General features: G+C 35.3%; 17 protein-coding genes and 1 other annotated feature. All 17 genes read left to right on the top strand.

The genetic code is table 11. The features are described 5' to 3' along the window. A partial coding sequence (locus tag BCR26_RS18770) for a hypothetical protein (protein WP_211272301.1) occupies positions 1-295 on the top strand: 295 nt, incomplete at its 5' end. Positions 296-348: 53 nt separating this feature from the next. Further along, positions 349-2,562: a RelA/SpoT family protein gene (locus BCR26_RS10405; RefSeq protein WP_069698924.1), complete on the top strand. Its 2,214-nt coding sequence runs from the start codon at positions 349-351 to the stop codon at positions 2,560-2,562. Between the two features lie 15 nt (positions 2,563-2,577). Continuing rightward, a complete protein-coding gene (dtd, locus tag BCR26_RS10400; protein ID WP_069698923.1) occupies positions 2,578-3,024 on the top strand; it encodes a D-aminoacyl-tRNA deacylase in 447 nt (148 codons plus the stop codon). Positions 3,025-3,289: 265 nt separating this feature from the next. Next, positions 3,290-3,997, top strand: coding sequence for a ZinT/AdcA family metal-binding protein (locus BCR26_RS10395; protein ID WP_069698922.1), 708 nt, complete (start codon positions 3,290-3,292; stop codon positions 3,995-3,997). Between the two features lie 101 nt (positions 3,998-4,098). After that, positions 4,099-4,306 (top strand) — a binding site (T-box leader). Between the two features lie 131 nt (positions 4,307-4,437). Next, positions 4,438-5,736 (top strand): histidine--tRNA ligase, encoded by a 1,299-nt coding sequence (gene hisS, locus BCR26_RS10390; RefSeq protein WP_069698921.1) that lies wholly within the window; start codon positions 4,438-4,440, stop codon positions 5,734-5,736. Between the two features lie 37 nt (positions 5,737-5,773). Next, positions 5,774-7,543, top strand: coding sequence for an aspartate--tRNA ligase (gene aspS / locus BCR26_RS10385; RefSeq protein WP_069698920.1), 1,770 nt, complete (start codon positions 5,774-5,776; stop codon positions 7,541-7,543). Positions 7,544-7,726: 183 nt separating this feature from the next. After that, positions 7,727-8,602, top strand: a complete 876-nt coding sequence (locus BCR26_RS10380) for a YitT family protein (protein WP_069698919.1) — start codon at positions 7,727-7,729, stop codon at positions 8,600-8,602. A 440-nt stretch (positions 8,603-9,042) separates the two neighbouring features. After that, on the top strand, positions 9,043-10,080 hold the full coding sequence (locus tag BCR26_RS10375; protein ID WP_069698918.1) for a sugar-binding transcriptional regulator: 1,038 nt from the start codon (positions 9,043-9,045) through the stop codon (positions 10,078-10,080). 39 nt (positions 10,081-10,119) lie between these two features. After that, positions 10,120-11,121, top strand: a complete 1,002-nt coding sequence (gene gap, locus BCR26_RS10370; protein WP_069698917.1) for a type I glyceraldehyde-3-phosphate dehydrogenase — start codon at positions 10,120-10,122, stop codon at positions 11,119-11,121. A gap of 132 nt (positions 11,122-11,253) precedes the next feature. Beyond that, positions 11,254-12,447: a phosphoglycerate kinase gene (locus BCR26_RS10365; protein WP_069698916.1), complete on the top strand. Its 1,194-nt coding sequence runs from the start codon at positions 11,254-11,256 to the stop codon at positions 12,445-12,447. Between the two features lie 156 nt (positions 12,448-12,603). Then, positions 12,604-13,359, top strand: coding sequence for a triose-phosphate isomerase (tpiA, locus tag BCR26_RS10360; protein WP_069698915.1), 756 nt, complete (start codon positions 12,604-12,606; stop codon positions 13,357-13,359). A 204-nt stretch (positions 13,360-13,563) separates the two neighbouring features. Further along, positions 13,564-14,862: a phosphopyruvate hydratase gene (eno, locus tag BCR26_RS10355; RefSeq protein WP_069698914.1), complete on the top strand. Its 1,299-nt coding sequence runs from the start codon at positions 13,564-13,566 to the stop codon at positions 14,860-14,862. Positions 14,863-15,061: 199 nt separating this feature from the next. Continuing rightward, positions 15,062-15,412 (top strand): hypothetical protein, encoded by a 351-nt coding sequence (locus tag BCR26_RS10350; RefSeq protein WP_069698913.1) that lies wholly within the window; start codon positions 15,062-15,064, stop codon positions 15,410-15,412. A 57-nt stretch (positions 15,413-15,469) separates the two neighbouring features. Continuing rightward, positions 15,470-16,870 (top strand): restriction endonuclease subunit S domain-containing protein, encoded by a 1,401-nt coding sequence (locus BCR26_RS10345; protein ID WP_069698912.1) that lies wholly within the window; start codon positions 15,470-15,472, stop codon positions 16,868-16,870. 64 nt (positions 16,871-16,934) lie between these two features. After that, positions 16,935-18,404 (top strand): type I restriction-modification system subunit M, encoded by a 1,470-nt coding sequence (locus BCR26_RS10340; RefSeq protein WP_069698911.1) that lies wholly within the window; start codon positions 16,935-16,937, stop codon positions 18,402-18,404. Then, entirely contained in the window at positions 18,404-19,576 is a 1,173-nt protein-coding gene (locus BCR26_RS10335; RefSeq protein ID WP_069698910.1) for a restriction endonuclease subunit S, read from the top strand. Before BCR26_RS10340 ends, BCR26_RS10335 begins: the two co-directional genes overlap by 1 nt. Before the next feature lie 30 nt (positions 19,577-19,606). Next, complete coding sequence (locus BCR26_RS10330; RefSeq protein ID WP_069698909.1) at positions 19,607-22,963, top strand: DEAD/DEAH box helicase family protein; 3,357 nt, start codon at positions 19,607-19,609, stop codon at positions 22,961-22,963. The last annotated feature ends 16 nt before the right edge of the window (positions 22,964-22,979 follow it).

The following is a 22,979-nucleotide window of genomic DNA, read 5'->3' as shown; positions in this document are numbered from 1 at the left end:
AAGAAAAAGGAGAGCCACTATTCTAGGAAGCAAAGCTGACGTAGAGATAGCGGACATCGGACCACTAAGAAAAAGGAGAGCCACTATTCTAGGAAGCAAAGCTGACGTAGAGATAGCGGACATCGGACCACTAAGAAAAAGGAGAGCCACTATTCTAGGAAGCAAAGCTGACGTAGAGATAAAGGACATCGGACCACCAAGGAGAAGGAGAGCCACTATCCTTCGAGCGAAGCGAGTTAGGAATAGCGGACATCGGACCACCAAGAAAAAGGAGTGCCATTATTCTAGGAAGTAAAGCTGACGTAGAGATAATGGACATCGGACCACCAAGAAAAAGGAGTGACACATATGCCAAAGGAAGAAATAATGACAGGCCCAGGAGTAATAAAAATTGTCTCAACATATATGGCTCCTCCACATGTTACTTTTGTTCAAAAAGCTTATAAATATGCGGAAGAAGCACATGAGGGGCAAGTCAGAAAATCAGGGGAACCCTATATTATTCATCCCATTCAAGTAGCAGGTATTCTAGCCGAGCTACATATGGATCCTCATACGGTAGCAACAGGTTTTTTACATGATGTAGTAGAAGATACAGATGTTACATTAGAGGATTTGAAAAAAGAATTTGGTGCAGACGTTGCGATGCTTGTGGATGGTGTAACCAAGTTAGGGAAGATTAAATATAAATCCCATGAGGAACAATTGGCAGAAAATCACCGTAAAATGCTTTTAGCTATGGCACAGGATTTACGTGTCATTATGGTTAAATTGGCTGACCGATTACACAACATGAGAACGTTGAAGCACTTACGTGATGATAAACAAAGAAGAATTGCGCAAGAAACCTTGGAAATTTATGCACCACTTGCTCATCGTTTAGGGATTAGTCGGATTAAGTGGGAGCTAGAAGATACCGCTTTAAGATATATCAATCCTAATCAATATTACCGTATAGTTAATTTGATGCAAAGTAAACGCGAAGAACGTGAAGATTACGTTGAACAAGCAGTGGAAGATATTCGTTTAGCTACAGAAGATTTAGAGATTTATGCAGAAATTTATGGAAGACCAAAGCATATTTATTCTATTTATAGAAAAATGAAAGATCAGAAAAAGCAGTTCAATGAAATCTATGATTTGTTAGCGATTCGTGTAATTGTTGATTCAATCAAAGACTGCTATGCTGTTTTAGGTGCGATCCATACTAAGTGGACACCAATGCCAGGTCGGTTTAAAGATTATATTGCCATGCCAAAAGCAAATATGTATCAGTCCATCCATACAACTGTGATTGGTCCTAAAGGAAATCCAGTTGAAGTTCAAATTAGAACGCATGAAATGCACCAGATTGCTGAATTTGGGGTAGCGGCTCATTGGGCTTATAAAGAAGGTAAGACGGATAAAGTAGAAGAAGATACAGATGGTAAACAATTAAGTTGGTTCCGTGAAATTTTAGAATTGCAAGATGAGAGCTATGATGCTTCTGATTTTATGGAAAGTGTTAAAGGAGATATTTTTAGCGATAAAGTCTACGTATTCACCCCAAATGGAGACGTAACAGAGTTGCCTAAAGGTTCAGGTCCCCTTGATTTTGCTTACAGTGTGCATACTGAAATAGGGAATAAAACCACCGGTGCAAAAGTAAATGGAAAAATGGTGCAATTAGATTATACCTTAAAAAATGGAGATATTATTGAAGTTCTGACTTCTCCAAATTCATTTGGACCAAGCCGAGATTGGTTGAAAATGGTTGCTACTAGTAAGGCGAGAAATAAAATTAAACGATTCTTTAAAACACAAGATCGCGAAGTGAATATCATCAAAGGACGCGATATTCTTAGCAAATACCTTTTAGAGCATGGTTTCACACCGAAAGATTTTTTGAATAAACATAAAATGGCAGAAGCATTGGATCGCTTTAATTTTCAAACGGACGATGATTTATATGCAGCTGTTGGTTATGGTGAAATTAGTGCTCAAGTAGTCACAAATCGTTTAACTGAAAAGGAACGAAAAGTGCAAGAACAAGAGCGACAAAAACAAGAAGCCGAAGAGCTAATGAATCAACCGGTGAAAAAAGAACCTGAGAAAATGAAGGTACGTCATGAAGGCGGTATTGTGATTCAAGGTGTTGAGAATTTATTGATTCGTATTAGTCGTTGTTGTAACCCAGTTCCTGGAGATGAAATTGTTGGCTATATAACAAAAGGGCGCGGAATCTCGATTCATCGGGCAGACTGTCCTAATGTTCAACACCAAGAAGAATTAGCTGAACGCTTGATTGAAGTAGAGTGGGAAGATTCTAACAATCTTAAAAAAGAATACGCTGCGGATTTAGAAATATACGGCTACAATCGTAGTGGCTTGCTTAATGATGTATTACAAGTCATTAGCGCTATGACCAAAAACTTAGTCAGTGTAGAAGCGAAACCAACGAAAAATAAAATGGCCATGATTCATGTGACCTTAAAAATACAGAATTTAGCCCATTTAAAAACAATTGTCGATAAAATTAAGAGCGTTCCAGACATTTATAATGTTCGTCGAACCAACGGCTAAGGAGGCAAGTGAAACATGAAGGCAGTTATCCAACGAGTGAGTCAAGCAAAAGTGACAATTGATCAAACAACTGTCGGAGAAATTACACATGGATTTATGATTCTTTTAGGTATTCATCAAGAAGATAATGAATCAGATGTGGAGTATTTAGTTCGTAAAATTAGTAAGCTACGAGTGTTTGAAGATCATGAAGGAAAAATGAATCAAAGCATTCAAGAAGTGGCAGGGAGTATTTTAAGTATATCTCAGTTCACCCTCTATGCTGAGACTAAAAAAGGGAATCGTCCAAGTTTTATTGAAGCTGCCAGACCAGAAGTTGCGATTCCGTTATATGAATTGTTTAATGAAAAGCTGAAGTCTGAAAACATCCCTGTAGAAACTGGAGAATTTGGAGCAGACATGCAAGTAGCATTAACCAATGACGGTCCAGTAACAATTATTATTGATACACGTCAAAGGTAAAAAAGAGAAGCTGAAAGAGGTATTTCTTTTCAATAGAGTTGTCTCTGTAGCTGCTATTTATTAATATTTTAAGAGATTAGAACAAAACTCATCGAAGTTTTTTGTTCTAATCTTTTTTTGCTATTGCTTTTTTTAATTCAATAATATAGAATGAAGCGATTAAATCGTAATCGTTACGTTTTGTATCGAGTAAAACTGAAAGGAGTCGTCTATTTTTTGTTTAGTATAGCAGTAAAAAAATGATTGAATGGGAGAGGGATTTTAAGTGAAAAAGCTCAGAAAGAGAAGAATTTCAAAAATTTTATTGGTAGGTACTTTGGTTATTCTATTGATTAGTGGTTGTAAAGGAACAGAAAATTCAGAAGTAAAGGAGTCTTCTTATAAAGATTCATCAAATAAAACAGAAGAATCAATAGATAAACACCAGCATAAGCATAATCATGAGGAAGGATTTACAGATGATGAAGTGAAAGATCGTAGCTTAGCAGATTGGGAAGGTCAGTGGCAATCCGCTTATCCCTATGTTCTTGATGGCACATTAGATGAAGTTTTTAAAAACAAAGAAAAAGAAAATAATGAGAAAACTTTTTCGGAATATAAAGAATACTATGCAAAAGGATTTCAAACAGAAGTAGAGAAGATAGACATAAAAGAAAATACAGTTGCTTTTCATCAAAAAGACAAATCACATGTAGGCGAGTATAAATACGAAGGTTATGAAATTCTAACCTATGAATCAGGAAAAAGAGGCGTCCGCTATTTATTTAGTAAAGAAGCTGGGGATGAAGAAGCACCAAAAAGTATTCAATTTAGCGATCATGAAATAGAACCAACGAAAGTAAGCCATTTTCATTTATATTTTGGAAACGAGAGTCACGAAACTCTTTTAAAAGAATTAGGAAATTGGCCAACTTATTATCCAGAACAAATGACAGGTGCGGATATTGCGCACGAAATGATGCACAAGCATTAAAACATTGCAAATAGAACCTAAGATGAAAGGTAGCAAAAAAATAGAATTCTCCATTTTCTCTTGACTTCTAGCATATTTTTTAGTAGTTTATATATAATACTGGAAAATCGATGAAAGAACGAGTAAATTTCTATAAGCAAGAAAAGAGAAAGTTATCTAGGCTGAAAGTAACTTCACAAAAGAAATTGAAAGACATTCTGGAGATGAATGGAAGAAAAGCCATTCCGTTACGAGCGTTAATCGTTAGAGGAAAGAGAAATCTTTCAAATTTTAGGTGGTACCGTGTATGACTATTCATGCGCCCTTGTATTGTAACAATACGAGGGCGTATTTTCTTTTTTTAACATAGCGTGTATAACAAATGAATCTGTTTATCCATCTTAAATTTGTAGAAAATACTATTTTTTTACCGAATAAAAACTATCCAAGGAGAGGTTAAAATGAGTTACCAAAGACCAAAAGGAACGAATGACTTATTACCAGGGGTGTCAGAAAAATGGCAGTTTGTTGAAGAAACTGCTCGGTTGATTTTCCGTGACTATCAATACCAAGAAATTCGTACGCCCATTTTTGAACATTATGAAGTGATTTCACGTAGTGTTGGAGATACAACGGATATCGTGTCAAAAGAAATGTATGATTTTTATGATAAAGGAGATCGACATGTCACGCTACGTCCAGAGGGAACAGCACCGATTGTCCGTTCTTTTGTGGAAAACAAACTGTTTGGACCAGAATTTTCGAAACCTTATAAAACATACTATATGGGACCGATGTTCCGTTATGAACGTCCTCAAGCAGGCCGCTTACGTCAGTTTCACCAAATTGGTGCAGAAGCATTTGGCAGTGAAAACCCAGCCGTTGACGTGGAGAGCATGGCAATGGCGTTAGACTTTTTCAATCAATTAGGAATTAAACAAATCAAATTAGTGATTAATTCTTTAGGAGACAAAGAAACGCGTGCTACTTATCGCCAAGCGTTAATTGATTATTTAGAACCAAAAATGGCAGAATTAAGTGATGATTCTAAACGACGCTTACATGAAAATCCATTACGTGTTTTAGATAGTAAAGATAAAAAAGATAAAGCAATTGTAACAGAAGCACCGTCTATTTTGGATTACTTAAGTGACGCATCGAAGGAACACTTTGAAACAGTTAAGACGATGTTAACGGACTTGAATATTCCTTATGAAATTGATAGCAACATGGTTCGTGGTTTAGATTACTACACAAATACGATTTTCGAAATTATGAGCGAAGCACCAGGAATGGGTGCTCAATCAACTATTTGTGCCGGTGGACGCTATGATGGGTTAGTGGAAGAGCTTGGCGGACCATCGACTCCAGGTTTTGGGTTTGCTCTAGGGATTGAAAGAGTTCTGATTACAATGGATGCTGAGAATGTTGAAGTTCCAGTTATTAACGAAATTGACGCGTATATTGTCGGACTTGGAACAGAAACAAATATTGAATCATTAAAATTAGTTCAAGCCATCCGAAATTTTGGTTTTTCAGCAGATCGCGATTTTATGAATCGTAAAGCGAAAGCTCAATTTAAAACAGCTGGAAAATTAAATGCAAAATTAGTTTTAACTTTAGGCGAAAATGAGTTAAGTGAAGGCATTGTTAATGTGAAATCGATGGAAAATAGAAATGAAAAAGCTTTTCCATTAACAGATATTTATGAAAAATTTGATGAAGTTTATGATGAGATGACGGCAAATACGCCAGTATAACAGGCTCATCAATTGGAAAATAGGAGGAATAGATGAAATGGCTGAAAGAACAGTATACTGTGGAAAAGTTTCTGCAGATTTAGTTGGAAAAGAAATTGTCTTAAAAGGATGGGTACAGAAACGTCGTGATTTAGGTGGTGTTATCTTTATCGATTTAAGAGACCGTGAAGGAATTGCTCAAGTTGTTTTTAATCCTGAACATTCAAAAGAAGCTTGGGAAATTGCCGATAAATGCCGTAGTGAATACGTGATTGAAATTAAAGGAGAGCTAGTTTATCGCGATAAAGAAGCGATTAACCCTAAAATGGTTACGGGAGAATTTGAAGTGATGGCAACCGAGATTACGATTTTAAACGTAGCTAAAACTCCTCCATTCTTAATTGAAGATGAAAATAATGTTGGTGATGATATTCGTATGAAGTATCGTTACCTTGACTTAAGAAGACCAGAAATGACAGCTAATCTGAAACTACGTCATGAAGTGACAAAAACAATTCGTCACTATTTAGATGATACTGACTTTATGGATATTGAAACACCATACTTAGGAAAATCAACACCAGAAGGCGCGCGGGACTACTTGGTTCCCTCTCGTGTACATGCAGGACATTTCTATGCATTGCCACAATCACCGCAAATTTTTAAACAGTTGCTAATGGGCGCTGGCTTTGATCGTTACTATCAAATCGTTCGTTGCTTCCGTGATGAAGATTTACGTGGAGACCGTCAACCAGAATTTACCCAAGTGGATATTGAGACAACCTTCTTAACTCCAGAAGAGATTCAAACGATGACAGAAGAAATGTTGGCAAAAGTTATGCGTGAGACGAAAGGAATTGAAGTAACCTTACCGTTTCCTCGTATTAGCTATGATGATGCAATGGCTCGTTATGGAAGTGACAAACCAGATACACGTTTTGACATGGAATTAATTGATATTGTAGACGTTGTAAAAGATGTTGATTTCAAAGTTTTCCAAATGGCTTTAGAAAATGGCGGACAAGTAAAAGCATTAAATGCTAAAGGTGCTGCTGATAAGTATTCAAGAAAAGATATGGACAACTTAGGTCAATACGTTAGCCAATTCGGAGCCAAAGGGTTGGCTTGGTTAAAAGTAGAAGCAGACGGTTTGAAAGGACCGATTGCCAAATTCTTGACTGAAGTTTCAGATGAATTGATTCAAGCGACAAATGCTGAGGTTGGGGACATTTTAATGTTTGCTGCAGATAAACCTTCAGTTGTTGCAGCATCATTAGGCGCTATTCGCTCTCGCTTAGGAAAAGAGTTAGGCCTAATTGATGAGTCTAAATTTAATTTCTTGTGGGTCATTGATTGGCCACTATTTGAATATGATGAAGAAGCAAGACGTTACGTGTCAGCACATCATCCATTTACGAAACCAAAAGATGAAGATATCGAATTACTTGCTACAGAGCCTTCAAAAGTTTATGCAGATGCTTATGATATCGTCTTAAACGGCTATGAATTAGGCGGTGGTTCGACCCGTATTCATACACGTGAATTACAAGAAAAAATGTTTGAAACACTTGGCTTTACTAAAGAGACTGCTCAAGAGCAATTTGGTTTCTTGTTAGATGCATTAACTTATGGATTCCCGCCACACGGTGGTATTGCTTTAGGCTTGGATCGTTTAGTGATGTTATTAGCGGGAGAAGAAAATATTCGTGAAGTGATTGCCTTCCCTAAAAACGGAAAAGCAGCAGATCCAATGACAAGTGCACCAAGTACAGTTGCGCCATTACAACTATTTGAGTTGAATATTGATGTAACAGCAATGGACGAGTAATAAATAAAGATGGGACTGACTTTTAAACAAAGAGTCCCATCTTTTTTTCATTTGAATGTAAGTTTCTATTCTTTAGACTTTTATTAATTATCGTCGATTATTAGGAAATACCCCTTTTTTTATCATAGTGAAAACCGTATAATGGAATCAGTACGTAAATTAAAAAAGTGAGGCTATTTTCCAATGAAGAAATTGTTTGAAAGTTTGCCGATAACAGACTATACAACAAAGCTTTCAGTTTCAATTGTTTATGCTATTTTGGCATCCGTTGCGATGAATTTTTTTTATCAACCGGGAAATATTTACTCTAGCGGAATTACTGGTTTGGCACAAATTTTGACGACTCTTTCTACTAAAGTGGTTGGATTTAATATTCCAGTGTCAATTACCTTATATGGGCTAAATATCCCATTGTTTTTCATTGCATGGCACAAAATAGGGAAGAAATTTACAATATTCACTATTATCACAGTAACGTTGACCTCTATTTTTATGCAAATTGTCCCGACAACCACTCTTTCCAATGATCCAATCATTTGTGCGATTTTTGGTGGAGGTGTCATGGGAGCTGGCATAGGATTTGCCTTGAAAAATGGGTTGTCTTCTGGTGGTTTAGATATTTTTAGTATTACGATTCGGAAAAAAACAGGACGCTCAGTGGGGTCTATTTCCATTTATTTTAATGCGCTGATTATTTTTGTTGCAGGTTACTTATTTGGTTGGCAATACATGTTTTATAGTGCCTTGTCGATTTTTGTAAGTGGGAAAGTTACGGACGCTGTCTTTACCAAGCAGAAGAAGATGCAGGTCATGATTATTACTGCCCATCCAGAAGAAGTGATTGCTGAAATCCAAAATAAAATGCGTCGAGGAATTACCATTATTAACGAAGCTGAGGGCGCATATAAGCACGATAAGCAAAAAATATTAATTACTGTCGTGACAAGATTTGAATTGCCAGCTTTGGAAGATGCCATGAAAGAATCTGATCCATCGGCTTTTGTTAGTATCTCAGATAACGTAAAAATATTAGGCCGCTTTTATGAGGAAGATTTGTAAGAACCTTCAATTATAAATTTCAAAATAGCTTCTTGGTTGTTTTTCTAAGAGGCTATTTTTTTGTTTTTTTATTGATCGTTGTTTCGTCCTATAATTTAATCTGAGTTTAGTATAGAAGGAATATGTGAGTGAATTGACGAAAGTAAGAAGAAAGTCAAAAAATAGATATTTTGAAGATGGTAAAGTAGGCGACTGATTGCCAGATCTTAAAAAACAGTAGAAAATCATTCAGTAAATTATTTAATATAGAAAAAATGAGACATTTTTATTGATAAACAGTAGAAAAACTGTTACACTTATTTTGTTGGATTGAGGGGCACTTTTGAAGCTGTTAATAAGTATTAACATATGGAGAAAGAGAACATCAATTTATTTTTTTAAAGTTCATAGGTCGTTTTAAGTCTTACTTGGACATATTAAGGCCAACGGAGGAGCAAATCATGCTGGATGAATTGAAAATGATTGAGGCAGTGGCTCCAGATATGCTTGACGTAATACAAGAAAGATTCCATATCTTACGAAATATTTACTGGATGCAGCCTATTGGACGAAGAAGCCTATCTGATAGTATGGGGATTACTGAAAGAGTTTTGAGAACAGAAACAGACTTTTTAAAAAATCTTCAACTAATTGATACGTCAAAAAGCGGGATGACCTTAACTGAAAAAGGGCTGACCGTTTACCAAGGATTAGAGACTGTGATGAATCAATTACTTGGTATGCATCAAATAGAAAAGAAAATATCACAGTACTTTAATATCAAACGATGTATTGTTGTCGCGGGCAACAGCGATGTACAAAAAAAAGTACTTTATGAGTTTGGGGATATCTTAACGGATTCGTTAGATTTGCTTTTACCGGATGGAAATAATATCATTGCAGTAATGGGTGGTACCACGATGGCGATGGCAGCTGAACACATGACTACCTTGGAAAGTGAACAAAGACATAACTTGTTTGTTCCCGCAAGAGGTGGGATTGGTGAAGCAGTTACTGTTCAAGCCAATACGGTTAGTGCTGTTATGTCAAACAAAGCAGGTGGACACCACCGTGCCTTATATGTTCCAGAGCAGCTAAGCAAGGAAACCTATGATTCTTTATTACTAGAACCATCCATTCAAGAAGTCTTGAATTTGATTGGCCAATCTAATTGTGTTATTCACAGTATTGGACGAGCGCTGCACATGGCTGCCAGACGTAAAATGTCCGATGATGAATTGGTGATGCTAAAACAGCAAAATGCTGTAGCAGAATCCTTTGGTTACTTCTTTAATGAAGAAGGGAAAGTCGTGTACAAAATACCTCGGATTGGTCTTCAATTGAGGGACGTACAAAAAATCCCATATGTCGTAGCAATTGCTGGCGGAAAGTCAAAAGCAAAAGCGATTAAGGCATATATGAAAAATGCACCACAACAAACGTGGCTCATCACAGATGAAGCTGCTGCAAACGAGATTTTAAAAGGGGAATCCCTTTAAAATAAAAAATTTTTGATTTTCATAAGGAGGAAATCTTTAATGACAGTTAAAGTAGGTATTAATGGATTTGGACGTATCGGACGCTTAGCATTCCGTCGTATCCAAGATGTAGCAGGAATCGAAGTAGTTGCTATCAATGATTTAACAGATGCTAAAATGTTAGCACACTTGTTAAAATATGATACAACACAAGGACGTTTCAATGGTACAGTAGAAGTTCACGAAGGATCATTCAATGTAAACGGTAAAGAAGTAAAAGTTCTTGCTAACCGCAACCCAGAAGAATTACCATGGGGCGAATTAGGCGTAGACATCGTTTTAGAATGTACTGGCTTCTTCACTTCAAAAGAAAAAGCTGAATTACACTTGAAAGCTGGCGCGAAACGTGTTGTTATTTCTGCTCCTGGTGGAAATGACGTTCCAACAATCGTTTATAACACAAACCACGATATCTTAACTGGTAAAGAAACAGTTATCTCTGGTGCTTCATGTACAACTAACTGTTTAGCTCCTATGGCTAAAGCTTTACAAGATAACTTTGGCGTAGTTGAAGGACTAATGACAACTATCCATGCTTACACAGGTGACCAAATGACTCTTGATGGACCTCACCCAGGTGGAGACTTCCGTCGTGCTCGTGCGGCTGCTGAAAACATCGTTCCTAACACAACAGGTGCTGCTAAAGCAATCGGTTTAGTTATCCCAGAATTGAACGGTAAATTAGATGGAGCTGCTCAACGTGTTCCTGTAGCAACTGGTTCATTAACTGAATTAGTAACTGTTCTTGACAAACAAGTAACTGTTGAAGAAGTAAACGAAGTAATGGCAAAAGCAGCGAACGAATCTTACGGATATAATACTGACGAAATCGTTTCTTCTGATATCGTTGGCATGACTTTCGGTTCATTATTCGATGCGACTCAAACAAAAGTAATGACAGTTGGCGACAAACAATTAGTGAAAACTGTTGCTTGGTATGACAATGAAATGTCATATACTGCACAATTAGTTCGTACTTTAGAGTACTTCGCTAACCTATAAGCCTAAAAAGACTTATTAGCGAAATTTGAACAGCTGTGAAATAATAAGCGGGGAAGCAACGCGCTTCTCCGCTATTCTTATTTTTATGTCGAAATAATAAATGACTTTAAATTTAGATAGGGGTACTTCTTAATGGCTAAAAAAACAATCAAAGATGTAGACTTAAAAGATAAAAAAGTTCTTGTCCGTGTTGACTTTAACGTTCCTTTGAAAGAAGGCGTTATTACAAATGACAACCGTATTGTTGCAGCATTGCCAACAATTAATTATGTCATTGAAAATGGTGGAAAAGCGATTCTTTTCTCTCATTTAGGTCGTGTGAAAACGGAAGAAGACAAAGCGGGTAAATCATTAAAACCTGTTGCAGAACGTTTATCTGAATTGCTAGGTAAACCAGTGACATTTGTTCCTGAAACTCGTGGAGCAGCATTAGAAACAGCTGTTAACAATATGAAAGATGGCGACGTGTTAGTTTTTGAAAACACTCGTTTTGAAGATGTTGATGGCAAAAAAGAAAGTGGTAACGACGCTGAATTAGGTAAATACTGGGCTTCTTTAGGAGACGTATTTGTTAATGATGCATTCGGAACGGCTCATCGTGCTCATGCTTCTAACGTTGGCATTGCATCAACAGGTATTCCTACTGTGGCTGGTTTCTTGATGGACAAAGAAATTCAATTTATTGGTGAAGCTGTAGAGTCGCCAAAACGTCCTTTTGTTGCTATCTTAGGTGGCGCAAAAGTATCTGACAAAATTGGTGTTATCGAAAACTTAATCTCCAAAGCAGATAAAATTCTAATCGGTGGCGGAATGACTTATACATTCTACAAAGCGCAAGGACATGAAATTGGTAATTCTTTAGTAGAAGAAGATAAAGTTGCTTTGGCTAAAGAATTAATTGAAAAAGCTGGAGATAAACTTATTTTACCGATTGATTCTGTTTGTTCAAAAGAGTTCAGTAATGATGCTGAAACTCTAATTACAGACGGTGCAGCTGTTCCAGAAGGCTACATGGGCTTAGATATCGGACCAAAATCTATTGAATTATTTACAAATGAATTAGCTGGTGCAAAAACAGTTGTTTGGAATGGTCCAATGGGTGTGTTTGAAATGAGTAATTTTGCAAAAGGAACAATCGGCGTTTGTGAAGCGATTGCGAACTTAAACGATGCAACAACAATCATCGGTGGTGGTGATTCTGCTGCAGCAGCAATTCAATTAGGATTTGCTGATAAATTTACACATATTTCAACAGGTGGCGGCGCAAGCTTAGAATTATTAGAAGGTAAAACATTACCTGGCTTGGCAGCAATCAACGATAAATAAATAGGTTGTGAAAAAAACGTTTAAACGTGAGTAATGGGGCTGAACTTGTTGGACTTCAAGCATTGACGTTCAGCAGGTGAAGGAAATTACCGCTAAAATGTCTTTTGACAACCGTTTAACCAATCCTACCATACTAAGAAAAGGAAGTGTCTTCCCATGCGTAAACCAATCATCGCTGGTAACTGGAAAATGAATAAAACTGCTTCAGAAGCAAAAGCTTTTGCAGAAGCAGTAAAAACTAAAATTCCTGCAAACGATAAAGTGGATTCAGTTATTGGATCTCCTGCTTTATTCTTACAAGAATTAATGAATTCTGCTGAAGGAACTGAATTGAAAATTTCAGCTCAAAACTGCTACTGGGAAAATTCAGGAGCTTTCACTGGCGAAACTTCACCAGCGGCTTTGGCTGATTTAGGAGTTCAATATGTGATTATTGGTCACTCTGAACGTCGTGAATATTTCCATGAAACAGATGCAGACATAAACAAAAAAGCAAAAGCTATTTTTGCTAACAACATGACACCAATCTTCTGTTGTGGTGAATCTTTAGAAACTTATGAAGCTGGCAAAACAGCTGAGTGGATCGAAGGACAAATCACTGCTGGATTAGTTGATCTATCAAATGAACAAGTGTCTTCTATGGTTATCGCTTATGAGCCAATCTGGGCAATTGGAACAGGTAAATCTGCTGATGCAAACATTGCAGATGAAATCTGTGGTGTTGTTCGTGGAACAGTTGAAAAATTATACGGCAAAGAAGTATCAGAAAGCGTTCGTATTCAATACGGCGGTTCTGTAAAACCTGAAAACATTGCTGAATACATGGCAAAAGAAAACGTTGATGGTGCTTTAGTCGGTGGCGCAAGCTTAGAAGCTGATTCATTCCTAGCACTATTAGACGCTGTAAAATAAGTAAGAGCAATAAAAGCTGTTGCTTTTCACTAGTAATTAGTCAATTTTAGTGTGGTTATAATAAAACTACGCAAATTCATTTCAATCCAACGAATTCTTTTTGCCAATTTGTAAAAAATATTTGCATACTGACTGAGAATTCACTACAATCATAATTAAGGGAATCCCCTTAGTATAAAAACAAACTCAAAGGAGAGACAAAACATGTCAATTATTACTGATATTTATGCTCGCGAAGTCCTTGACTCACGCGGTAACCCAACAATCGAAGTGGAAGTTTACACTGAAAGTGGTGCTTTTGGCCGCGGAATGGTTCCTTCTGGTGCTTCAACTGGTGAATATGAAGCAGTTGAATTACGTGATGGCGATAAAACTCGTTACTTAGGTAAAGGGGTTTCTAAAGCAGTTGACAACGTAAATAACGTTATTGCTGAAGCGTTAATCGGTTATGATGTACGCGACCAAATGGCTCTTGATAAAGCAATGATCGAATTAGATGGAACTCCTAACAAAGGTAAATTAGGTGCCAACGCTATTCTTGGTGTTTCTATCGCTGCTGCTCGTGCTGCTGCTGATTACCTAGAAGTGCCTTTATATCATTACTTAGGCGGATTCAATACAAAAGTTTTACCAACTCCAATGATGAACATCATCAACGGTGGATCTCATGCTGACAACAGTATCGACTTCCAAGAATTTATGATTATGCCTGTAGGAGCTCCTACATTTAAAGAAGCTTTACGTATGGGTGCTGAAATTTTCCACGCTTTAGCATCAATCTTAAAAGCAAAAGGTTTAGCAACTTCAGTAGGTGACGAAGGTGGTTTCGCTCCTAACTTAGGTTCTAACGAAGAAGGTTTCGAAGTAATTATCGAAGCAATCGAAAAAGCTGGCTATGTACCTGGTAAAGACGTTGTTCTTGCGATGGATGCTGCTGCTTCAGAATTCTACGATAAAGAAAAAGGCGTTTACGTATTAGCTGATTCAGGCGAAGGCGAAAAAACAACTGACGAAATGATTGCTTTCTACGAAGCATTATGTGCGAAATACCCAATCATCTCTATCGAAGATGGATTAGACGAAAACGACTGGGATGGCTTCAAAAAATTAACTGTTGCTTTAGGCGACAAAGTACAATTAGTTGGTGACGATTTATTCGTAACAAACACAACTAAATTAGCTGAAGGAATTGAAAAAGGCATCGCTAACTCAATCCTAATCAAAGTAAACCAAATCGGTACTTTAACTGAAACATTTGAAGCAATCGAAATGGCGAAAGAAGCTGGCTACACTGCAGTAGTATCTCACCGTTCTGGTGAAACAGAAGATTCAACAATCTCTGATATCGCTGTAGCAACTAACGCTGGTCAAATCAAAACTGGTTCATTAAGCCGTACTGACCGTATCGCTAAATACAACCAATTATTAAGAATTGAAGACCAATTAGGCGAATGTGCTGAATACAAAGGAATCAAATCTTTCTACAACTTAAAAAATAAATAATTTACTGAAATAAATGTTTTACCTATACCCGGACGTAAGACCTTCTCTATACTTTATGGAGAGGGTCTTTTTTTGTATAAAATAATTGCCTTGAGGTTCCATGAAACGAATAAATTATGGTAAGATATAAGTACAAAAAAGAAAAAAATATAATTTTAAGCAGGAATAACAACCGAAGTCAAAAGGGGTGAGTGGAAAAATGAACAATCGTGAACATCAAAAGAAATTTGCAGATCAATCCAATATCAGGAATAGTGAGTTTGATCGGATAAATACCAATGCAACGAGATATAGTAACCCTCTAATGAGAGGGAAAAATCCACTTCCACCAGACACAGAAAGACGAGAAAAGGTTTATCTAAAAGAACAGCTTTTAAAAATCGTCAGTGCAGGAATGGGTGTGTTATTTTTTATTTTCATCGTACCACTTGCACGTTTTTTTGTGAGTGAAGCTTTTTATAGTGGAATAATATTCTTGTTTGGGGCGTTAATGGTTACCGTTTTAGTAGCAGTCGGGAGTTATTATTTAGGGAAGAAACTATTTAATTAGTATATTTACCACTATCCTTAAACAGGGGATTAATTTTCTTATAAAGGAGTTTTTTCATTGATAGATATTATTAGTCTGATTAGAGATAGAGAAAATGCTGGAGTAGTAAAAAAGGAATCTGATCCTTTGCTAAAGAAGATTATAGATAATTCCCCAGAGGAGTTTCCCATTGTCTTTTTTCAAAATCAATTATCTGAAAAAAAAAATAAGGAATTAATATCTGATTATTACATTACAGGAATGTTTGATTTAAGTACTTGTCTGGTTAGTACGGGAGCTGTCCTGACATTATTTTTATGCTCAAAGAAAAAAAGTCAAAAAGTGAAAGTTAGTGTATTTCTGGATAGTAAATCATATAAAAAAGAGCCTATTTGTTTAGTTAATAAAAATGAAGAAGCATACTCAAATTATAGTGATGATTACTTAATGTATTTGAGGGCTATTGAAAAATGGATCAAAACAAAGCAAATTCCCAAATGTTGTAGTGATAAGTTCGAGCTTAAAGAAGTAGCATCAAATGATTTTGATGAAGAATATATGCATTCTGATTTTTATTTAGATCGTTATATGAAAGTACGTAAGCTATTAAAACAGGAAGAAATAACAATATTAGGAGAAGTTGCTGAAATCTATACTACAAGGCCTAATAATCACATAGAAATTCAGGAAGGAGATATTATCATTCCTTCTGCTGGTCTAAAGGATATACAGCTTGTAAGAAAAGAAACTCGTGATAAAATGCAGGTAAATTCATTTAACTATATAGTAAGGCCTAAAAAAATATCTCCTAATTATCTTTTTTTCTATTTTAAAACTCAGACAGGAAAGATTATCATGGAGATGAGTTATTCAGGAACAATTGTTGCTAGACTCACACGAATCAACTTAAATAAATTACCAATATTAATACAAAAAAACAGCAATAATTATTATCATACAATAATAAATCAGTTTTTTGATAATGAGAAATTCATGAGAGAATATGACTACTTTGAAGACTTGAAAAAAATAGGCTATATTTATAATGGTGCAACAGAAATTTTAGAGGAAGAGATAGTTGAAAAAAATATACTTTACTATAAGAATTTAAAAAAAGAAGTTTTAGATATCGATTTAGCCGAGATAAAATCTTGTTATTCAATAGGGGCCTATAAAGCAAGTACTATTCTAGTAGGTTCTGTGGTAGAAGCTTTTCTTCTAGACTGGCTATCTGAAATAGATCAAGTCAATTATTTAGATCAGAATATAAAGGATGTTCAATTTTGTGCTTGTATCAATAAACTAGAGCGAAAAATAGGAGTATCTTGGAAAGATATGGCGAAAAAAGCTCATATCATTAGAAAAGCAAGAAATTTAGTGCATCCAAAACTATTTTTGAATAGAAATGAAATAAATAGACAGACAACACAGGAATTGGTGAATAATTTAGAAGAAATTGTTGCTAGTAGAGGAAACTAAATCTTTGGTCACCTCTTGTTATAATGTATAATAAAGAAAGAGACATTTAGATTGGAGAAAAATAATGATTACAGGTGAAATAAAGAGTAAAATTGATAATATTTGGACAATACTTTGGACGGAGGGAAGCACGAATCCTTTAACCAACATTGAACAATTAACTTATCTTTTATTTATGAAAGATTTAGATAAAGCAGAATTAATGAAAGAAAAAGATGCTATTGCACTTGGGCTACCTTACGAAAGCTTATTTCCAGAGGATAAACAAAACTATCGCTGGAATCAATTGAAACAACTTGGAAGTGCCGATGAAATGTTTACTTTGGTACAACAAGAAGTTTTTCCTTTTATCATAAATTTAAAAGGAAACGATGAAGAAACAGCCTTTTCTCGTTACATGAAAGATGCAAACTTCCTAATCAATAAACCGTCAACGTTGCAAAGAGTCATTGATATTATTGATGAACTACCAACAGATGATAAAGATATGCAAGGGGATATTTATGAGTATTTATTATCAAAATTACAACAAGCTGGCACTAACGGTCAATTTAGAACCCCTCGTCATATTATCAAAATGATTGTTGCTTTGATGCAACCAACGCCAGAAGATTCAATCATTGATCCTGCTATGGGATCAGCAGGTTTTTTAGTATCTGCTAGTGAATATATGAGAGCCAATCATAATGAGCTATTCCTCGATGAAAAGCTAGCTGAGCATTACCATACAGAAATGTTTCATGGCAATGATATGGACAGTACCATGTTACGAATTGGTGCCATGAATATGATGTTGCATGGAGTAGATAATCCTAAAATTGCCTATCGTGATTCATTATCACAAGACAATTTAGAGACCGATAAATATTCACTAGTTTTAGCAAATCCACCTTTTAAAGGCTCTTTAGATTATGATTCGGTAGCGAATGATTTATTGACGACCGTTAGGACGAAAAAGACAGAGTTGCTCTTTTTAGCTTTGTTTTTACGAATTTTAAAACCAGGAGGTCGTGCAGCCGTTATTGTCCCTGATGGCGTGTTATTCGGTTCTTCTAAAGCTCATAAGGAGCTTCGTAAAAAGTTATTGGAAGAGAACCAATTAAATGCGGTGGTCTCAATGCCAAGTGGTGTATTTAAACCCTATGCAGGGGTTTCAACGGCCATCTTGATTTTTACAAAAACCAGTTCCGCTAGTAAGACTGAAAAAGTATGGTTTTATGATATGCAGGCAGATGGCTATAGTTTAGACGATAAAAGAACAGTGGTTGAGGACAATGATCTTCCTGATATTATCCAACGCTTTACTCATTTGGAAGAGGAAACAGAGAGGAAGCGGACTGATAAATCCTTCTTTGTTCCTTTAGCAGAAATTCAAGAAAATGATTATGACTTGAGTATTAATAAATACAAAGAGATTGAGTATGAAGAAGTAGAGTATGAGAAGCCAGAAGTAATTTTAGAAAAAATATCCATATTAGAAGATGAAATATTAAAAAATATAGCTGACTTGAATTTAAAGATAGGTGAGAAATAATGAGAAAAGCTTATTTGTATGAGCTAGGTTCAGTTATTACTGGAAATACTCCTCCAAAGAAGAAAAAAGAGTATTATATGAATTCTGATATTTCGTTTGTAAAACCAGATGATCTACCTTATCGACAATCAATAAATTTTTTGAATAATTCAAAATGTTATATTTCATTTTGTGCTAAAGATAAAGCTAGGATAGCTCCCAAAAAAAGCATTTTAGTAACTTGTATAGGAATAATTGGAAAGATAGCAATTGTAAATAAGAATGAGGTCGCATTTAATCAACAAATAAATGCAATTATTCCTAATGAAAAAGTTATTGATCATAGATATTTAGCTTATTTGTTACTTTTCAATAGAAAAAAGTTGAATTTTATAGCAAATGCTCCAATAGTACCAATTATAAATAAATCAGATTTTTCAAATTTTAAAGTAAAAATCCATGATGATATAATGTCGCAACAAAAAATAGCAGACTCACTCGATTTAGCCAGTTCATTAATCGAAAAGCGAAAAGAGCAACTGGAAGCCATGGATCAGTTGATTCAAAGTGTTTTTTATGAAATGTTTGGAGATCCTGTGGTTAATGATAAAAATTGGGAGATGTTTAATCTGTCAAATTTAGGGGAGTTGGGTAGGGGTGTTTCAAAGCATCGTCCAAGGAATGATGAAAAATTACTTGGAGGCGAATATCCACTTATTCAAACAGGAGATATTGCTAATTCGTATATTTATATATATGATTATAAATCAACATATTCAAAATTGGGATTAGAACAAAGTAAGTTATGGAGAAAAGGAACATTATGTATTACAATAGCTGCTAATATTGCTAAAACAGGGATATTAACTTTTAATTCTTGTTTCCCTGATAGCGTAGTGGGATTTATAGCTAATGAAAAAACAAATTCAATCTTTATAAATGTATGGTTTTCATTTTTTCAGGAAATTATAGAAAATTCTGCTCCTGAATCAGCTCAAAAAAATATTAATTTAAAGATTTTATCTAATTTATCTGTTATAGCTCCGCCAATCGATCTTCAAAATAAATTCGCTTCAATTGTGGAAGAAATTGAAGCTCAAAAGAAAGTGATGGAGGAAAGTTTACAAGAAATGGAGAATAATTTTAATGCTTTGATGCAGAAAGCTTTTAAAGGAGAATTATTTCCAGAATAGGATCTTAAAACGAAAAGTGGAGGGTTGGGAATGTCAAATTTTAGTTTTTTGAAAAAAGACAAAGATTTTGCGGACTTCGCTGATGCATGTATAGAAGCAGAAGAATTGATTGGAACTAATACAGTTTTTTGTGCAGTCGGGGCACGAAGAGCTTTAGAATTAGCTGTCAGGTGGGTTTACCAGTTTGATAATGACATGGTTATTCCATTTAAAGATGACTTATACCATCTAATAGCTGCTCCAAACTTTAGAAAAATTATGACACCAGGATTATATCCTTTGATCAATTTCATTCGAAAATTGGGGAATACTTCTATTCACAGCAGCAAACCTGTAAAACGGGATGAAGCAGTAGTTGTTTTACGAAATTTGTTTGAATTTGTCAATTGGATTGATTATACCTATGGTGACTTTTATCAAAAGCGAACATTTAACGAAGCTTTGTTGTCTAGTAACCAGAAAATAAAAACAAAAGAAAACGCTAAAACAGTAGAACGCTATCAAGAAGAATTAACATTAAATGACTTACCGTTAAAAGAATTAAGGTTACAATCCCAAGAAAAACGCAAAGAGATAACAGAAAAAAGATTGGTAGGTCAGCGATTCGAAGAAATTTATGAAGTAGGCAAGCTCTCGGAAGCAGAGACTAGAAAATACTACATTGATCTGGAATTAAAGCGAGCTGGTTGGAAACTTGGTGAAAATGTTCAAGAAGAACGTTCTGTCTCTCATTTAGAAACAACTAAGTCACACACAGGTAAAATAGACTATGTATTATTGGGAGAAAATGGTAAACCTCTAGCGATCATTGAGGCAAAGAAAACAGCGATAGATAATGAAGCAGGACGTAAACAAGCGATGGACTATGCACAGGGGCTAGAGAAAGAAACAGGCGTCTACCCGATTATTTTTTGTAGCAATGGCTTCGAGCTAACGATGATTGAAAAGCCATATCCTGCAAGAATCGTCTCGAGTTTTTACACACAAGATCAGTTGGAATTGATGGTTGGTCGTAGAAATAACAAGAAGCAGTTTCATTCTGAAATGATTAATGATGATATAACTAACCGACCGTATCAAAAACAAGCGATTGCCAACACTTGTTCTGATTTTGAAGATAATCGGCGGAAAGCATTGTTAGTAATGGCGACAGGTTCAGGAAAAACTAGAACTGCTATTTCTTTAGTAGATATCCTAACAAAAAATAATTGGGTCAAAAATTGTCTATTTCTTGCAGATCGGACAGCTTTAGTGAATCAAGCTTACAGTAACTTCAAAAAATTACTACCTTCTTTAACCATTTGTAAATTAACAGAAACAACTCAACCAGCAATCTTAGAAAGTAGTCGCATGGTTTTTTCAACCTATCCATCTATAGTTAATGCCATAAATAAGTATGCCTTAAAAGAAGAAAAGCCACTTTTTAATACAGGCTATTTCGATTTAATTATTCTTGACGAGTCTCATCGCAGTATTTATAAAAAATATGGGGATTTATTTGTTCATTTTGATGCGTTACTTATTGGCTTAACGGCAACACCTAGAAGTGATTTTGATAAAAATACGTATGAATTTTTTGATCTAATTGATGGTGTTCCAACGTTTGCCTATGAACTAGATGAGGCAATTGAGGACGGTTATTTAGTTCCGTATCGTACCATCGAAACAGTCCTAAAGATTCCCGAACGTGGGGTTCATTACGATGAGTTGCCAGAGGAAGAAAGAAATCATTTTGAGGAAGTTTTTGAAGATGAAGCAGAGGAGTTAAAAGATATTGATGGTAGTGCAGTGAACAATTGGTTATTTAATCGCCATACGATTGATATCGTGTTAGATGAGTTGATGAACAAAGGGATTAGGGATTCTAGTGGAGATGAGATAGGGAAAACGATTATTTTTGCTACTAATCATAAACACGCTGAAGAAATAAGAAGTCGATTCCGTTTATTGTTCCCTAGCAAAGGTGAGGAATATGTTGAAGTGATTGATAATTACCAAACCAAATCACAATCCTTAATTGACTCATTTTCAATAAAAAACAAGTATCCTCAAATTGCAATTTCAGTTGATATGCTGGATACTGGAATTGATGTTCCTGAGATTGTTAATCTAGTATTCTTTAAAAAGGTTCGTTCTAAAGTGAAGTTTCATCAAATGATTGGTAGAGGAACCAGACTTTGCCCAGATTTATTTGGACCCTATCAAGACAAGTCTGAGTTTCTAATTTTTGACTATGGCGGTAATTTTGATTTCTTCCGATTAGATAAGCAAGTGTCTGAGACTGGAAATACTTTTTCCATAACAGAGAGAATCTGGAGAGTAAAAGCAGAAATAATTCGTGAATTGGAACATTTAAATTACCAGACTGAAGAGTTGATTAGTTATCGAAATCAGTTGGTCGAAGAATTTCACAAAGAGATAAGTACTTTAGACGATCATAATTTTCAAGTAAAACTAAGATTAAGATATGTTCACAAATTTAGAAATATGAAACTATGGAAATCTTTAACGGCTATCTCAATTGAAGAATTGAAAGAAAATGTTATACCACTTATTCCTGCTGAAGAAGGCAATGAATTAGCAAAACGCTTTGATTATTCTATTTTAATGATTGAATGTGGTTCTTTAGCAGATAAGCATCCAACTAGAATGGTTGATACAGTTCGAGAAACAATGAAAAATTTAGCGAAAAAAGGAACAATTGATGCGGTTTGTGAGAAAGAAGAATTAATTAAAAAGGCACAAGAAAAAGAATTTTGGCAGGAAGCTACGATGGCAGAAATGGAAGAAATTCGTGTAGAGTTACGAGAGTTAATTCAATTTATTGATAAAGAAACTCAGAAAAATTATTTTAGTAATTTTACGGATGAAGTTATTGATGTGAAAGAAGATGCCTCCCTTTTACTAAGTGCCAATCAACTAGATGATTATCGAGAAAGAGTAAATCATTTTCTAAAGGAAGCTAACATTATGGCTATTCAAAAATTACGATTTAATCGCCCTTTAACCACACAAGATGTTGCTGTGTTAGAAAAAGTTTTTTGGGAAGATCTTGGTAGTAGGGAGCAATATGAAAAAGAATTTGGCAATCAACCTTTAACTATCTTCATAAGAAGAATGGTAGGATTAGAAAGACAGGAAGTCATCTTTCTATTTTCGGAGTTCTTATCTAATAAACAATTGAATGCAAAACAAATTCAATTTATCAATAAAATTATCGAATATGTAACTAAAAATGGTTATCTTGAGAAAGAAAAATTCACGCAAGAACCATTTAAAACAGTAGGAAGCATTACTGAGTTGTTTGATGACAGTTACAAAGAAATTCGTGAAAAGTTACTTGCAACTGTCCATCAAATTAATTACAATGCTGAAAATATTATTTAATTAAAGCTAAACAGGT

It is taken from the genome of Enterococcus rivorum (genome assembly GCF_001742285.1).
In the GTDB taxonomy this organism is placed as follows: Bacteria; Bacillota; Bacilli; order Lactobacillales; family Enterococcaceae; genus Enterococcus_L; species Enterococcus_L rivorum.
This window is presented reverse-complemented; position numbering and strand designations above follow the sequence as displayed.

Bases quoted from the DNA above. Each gene is read 5' to 3' on its own strand.
- dtd (WP_069698923.1), top strand. From the start codon at position 2,578: ATGAAGGCAGTTATCCAACGAGTGAGTCAAGCAAAAGTGACAATTGAT.
- BCR26_RS10350 (WP_069698913.1), top strand. From the start codon at position 15,062: ATGAACAATCGTGAACATCAAAAGAAATTTGCAGATCAATCCAATATC.
- BCR26_RS10375 (WP_069698918.1), top strand. From the start codon at position 9,043: ATGCTGGATGAATTGAAAATGATTGAGGCAGTGGCTCCAGATATGCTT.
- hisS (WP_069698921.1), top strand. From the start codon at position 4,438: ATGAGTTACCAAAGACCAAAAGGAACGAATGACTTATTACCAGGGGTG.
- BCR26_RS10405 (WP_069698924.1), top strand. From the start codon at position 349: ATGCCAAAGGAAGAAATAATGACAGGCCCAGGAGTAATAAAAATTGTC.
- BCR26_RS10380 (WP_069698919.1), top strand. From the start codon at position 7,727: ATGAAGAAATTGTTTGAAAGTTTGCCGATAACAGACTATACAACAAAG.
- BCR26_RS10335 (WP_069698910.1), top strand. From the start codon at position 18,404: ATGAGAAAAGCTTATTTGTATGAGCTAGGTTCAGTTATTACTGGAAAT.
- BCR26_RS10330 (WP_069698909.1), top strand. From the start codon at position 19,607: ATGTCAAATTTTAGTTTTTTGAAAAAAGACAAAGATTTTGCGGACTTC.
- gap (WP_069698917.1), top strand. From the start codon at position 10,120: ATGACAGTTAAAGTAGGTATTAATGGATTTGGACGTATCGGACGCTTA.
- BCR26_RS10365 (WP_069698916.1), top strand. From the start codon at position 11,254: ATGGCTAAAAAAACAATCAAAGATGTAGACTTAAAAGATAAAAAAGTT.
- BCR26_RS10340 (WP_069698911.1), top strand. From the start codon at position 16,935: ATGATTACAGGTGAAATAAAGAGTAAAATTGATAATATTTGGACAATA.
- eno (WP_069698914.1), top strand. From the start codon at position 13,564: ATGTCAATTATTACTGATATTTATGCTCGCGAAGTCCTTGACTCACGC.
- aspS (WP_069698920.1), top strand. From the start codon at position 5,774: ATGGCTGAAAGAACAGTATACTGTGGAAAAGTTTCTGCAGATTTAGTT.
- tpiA (WP_069698915.1), top strand. From the start codon at position 12,604: ATGCGTAAACCAATCATCGCTGGTAACTGGAAAATGAATAAAACTGCT.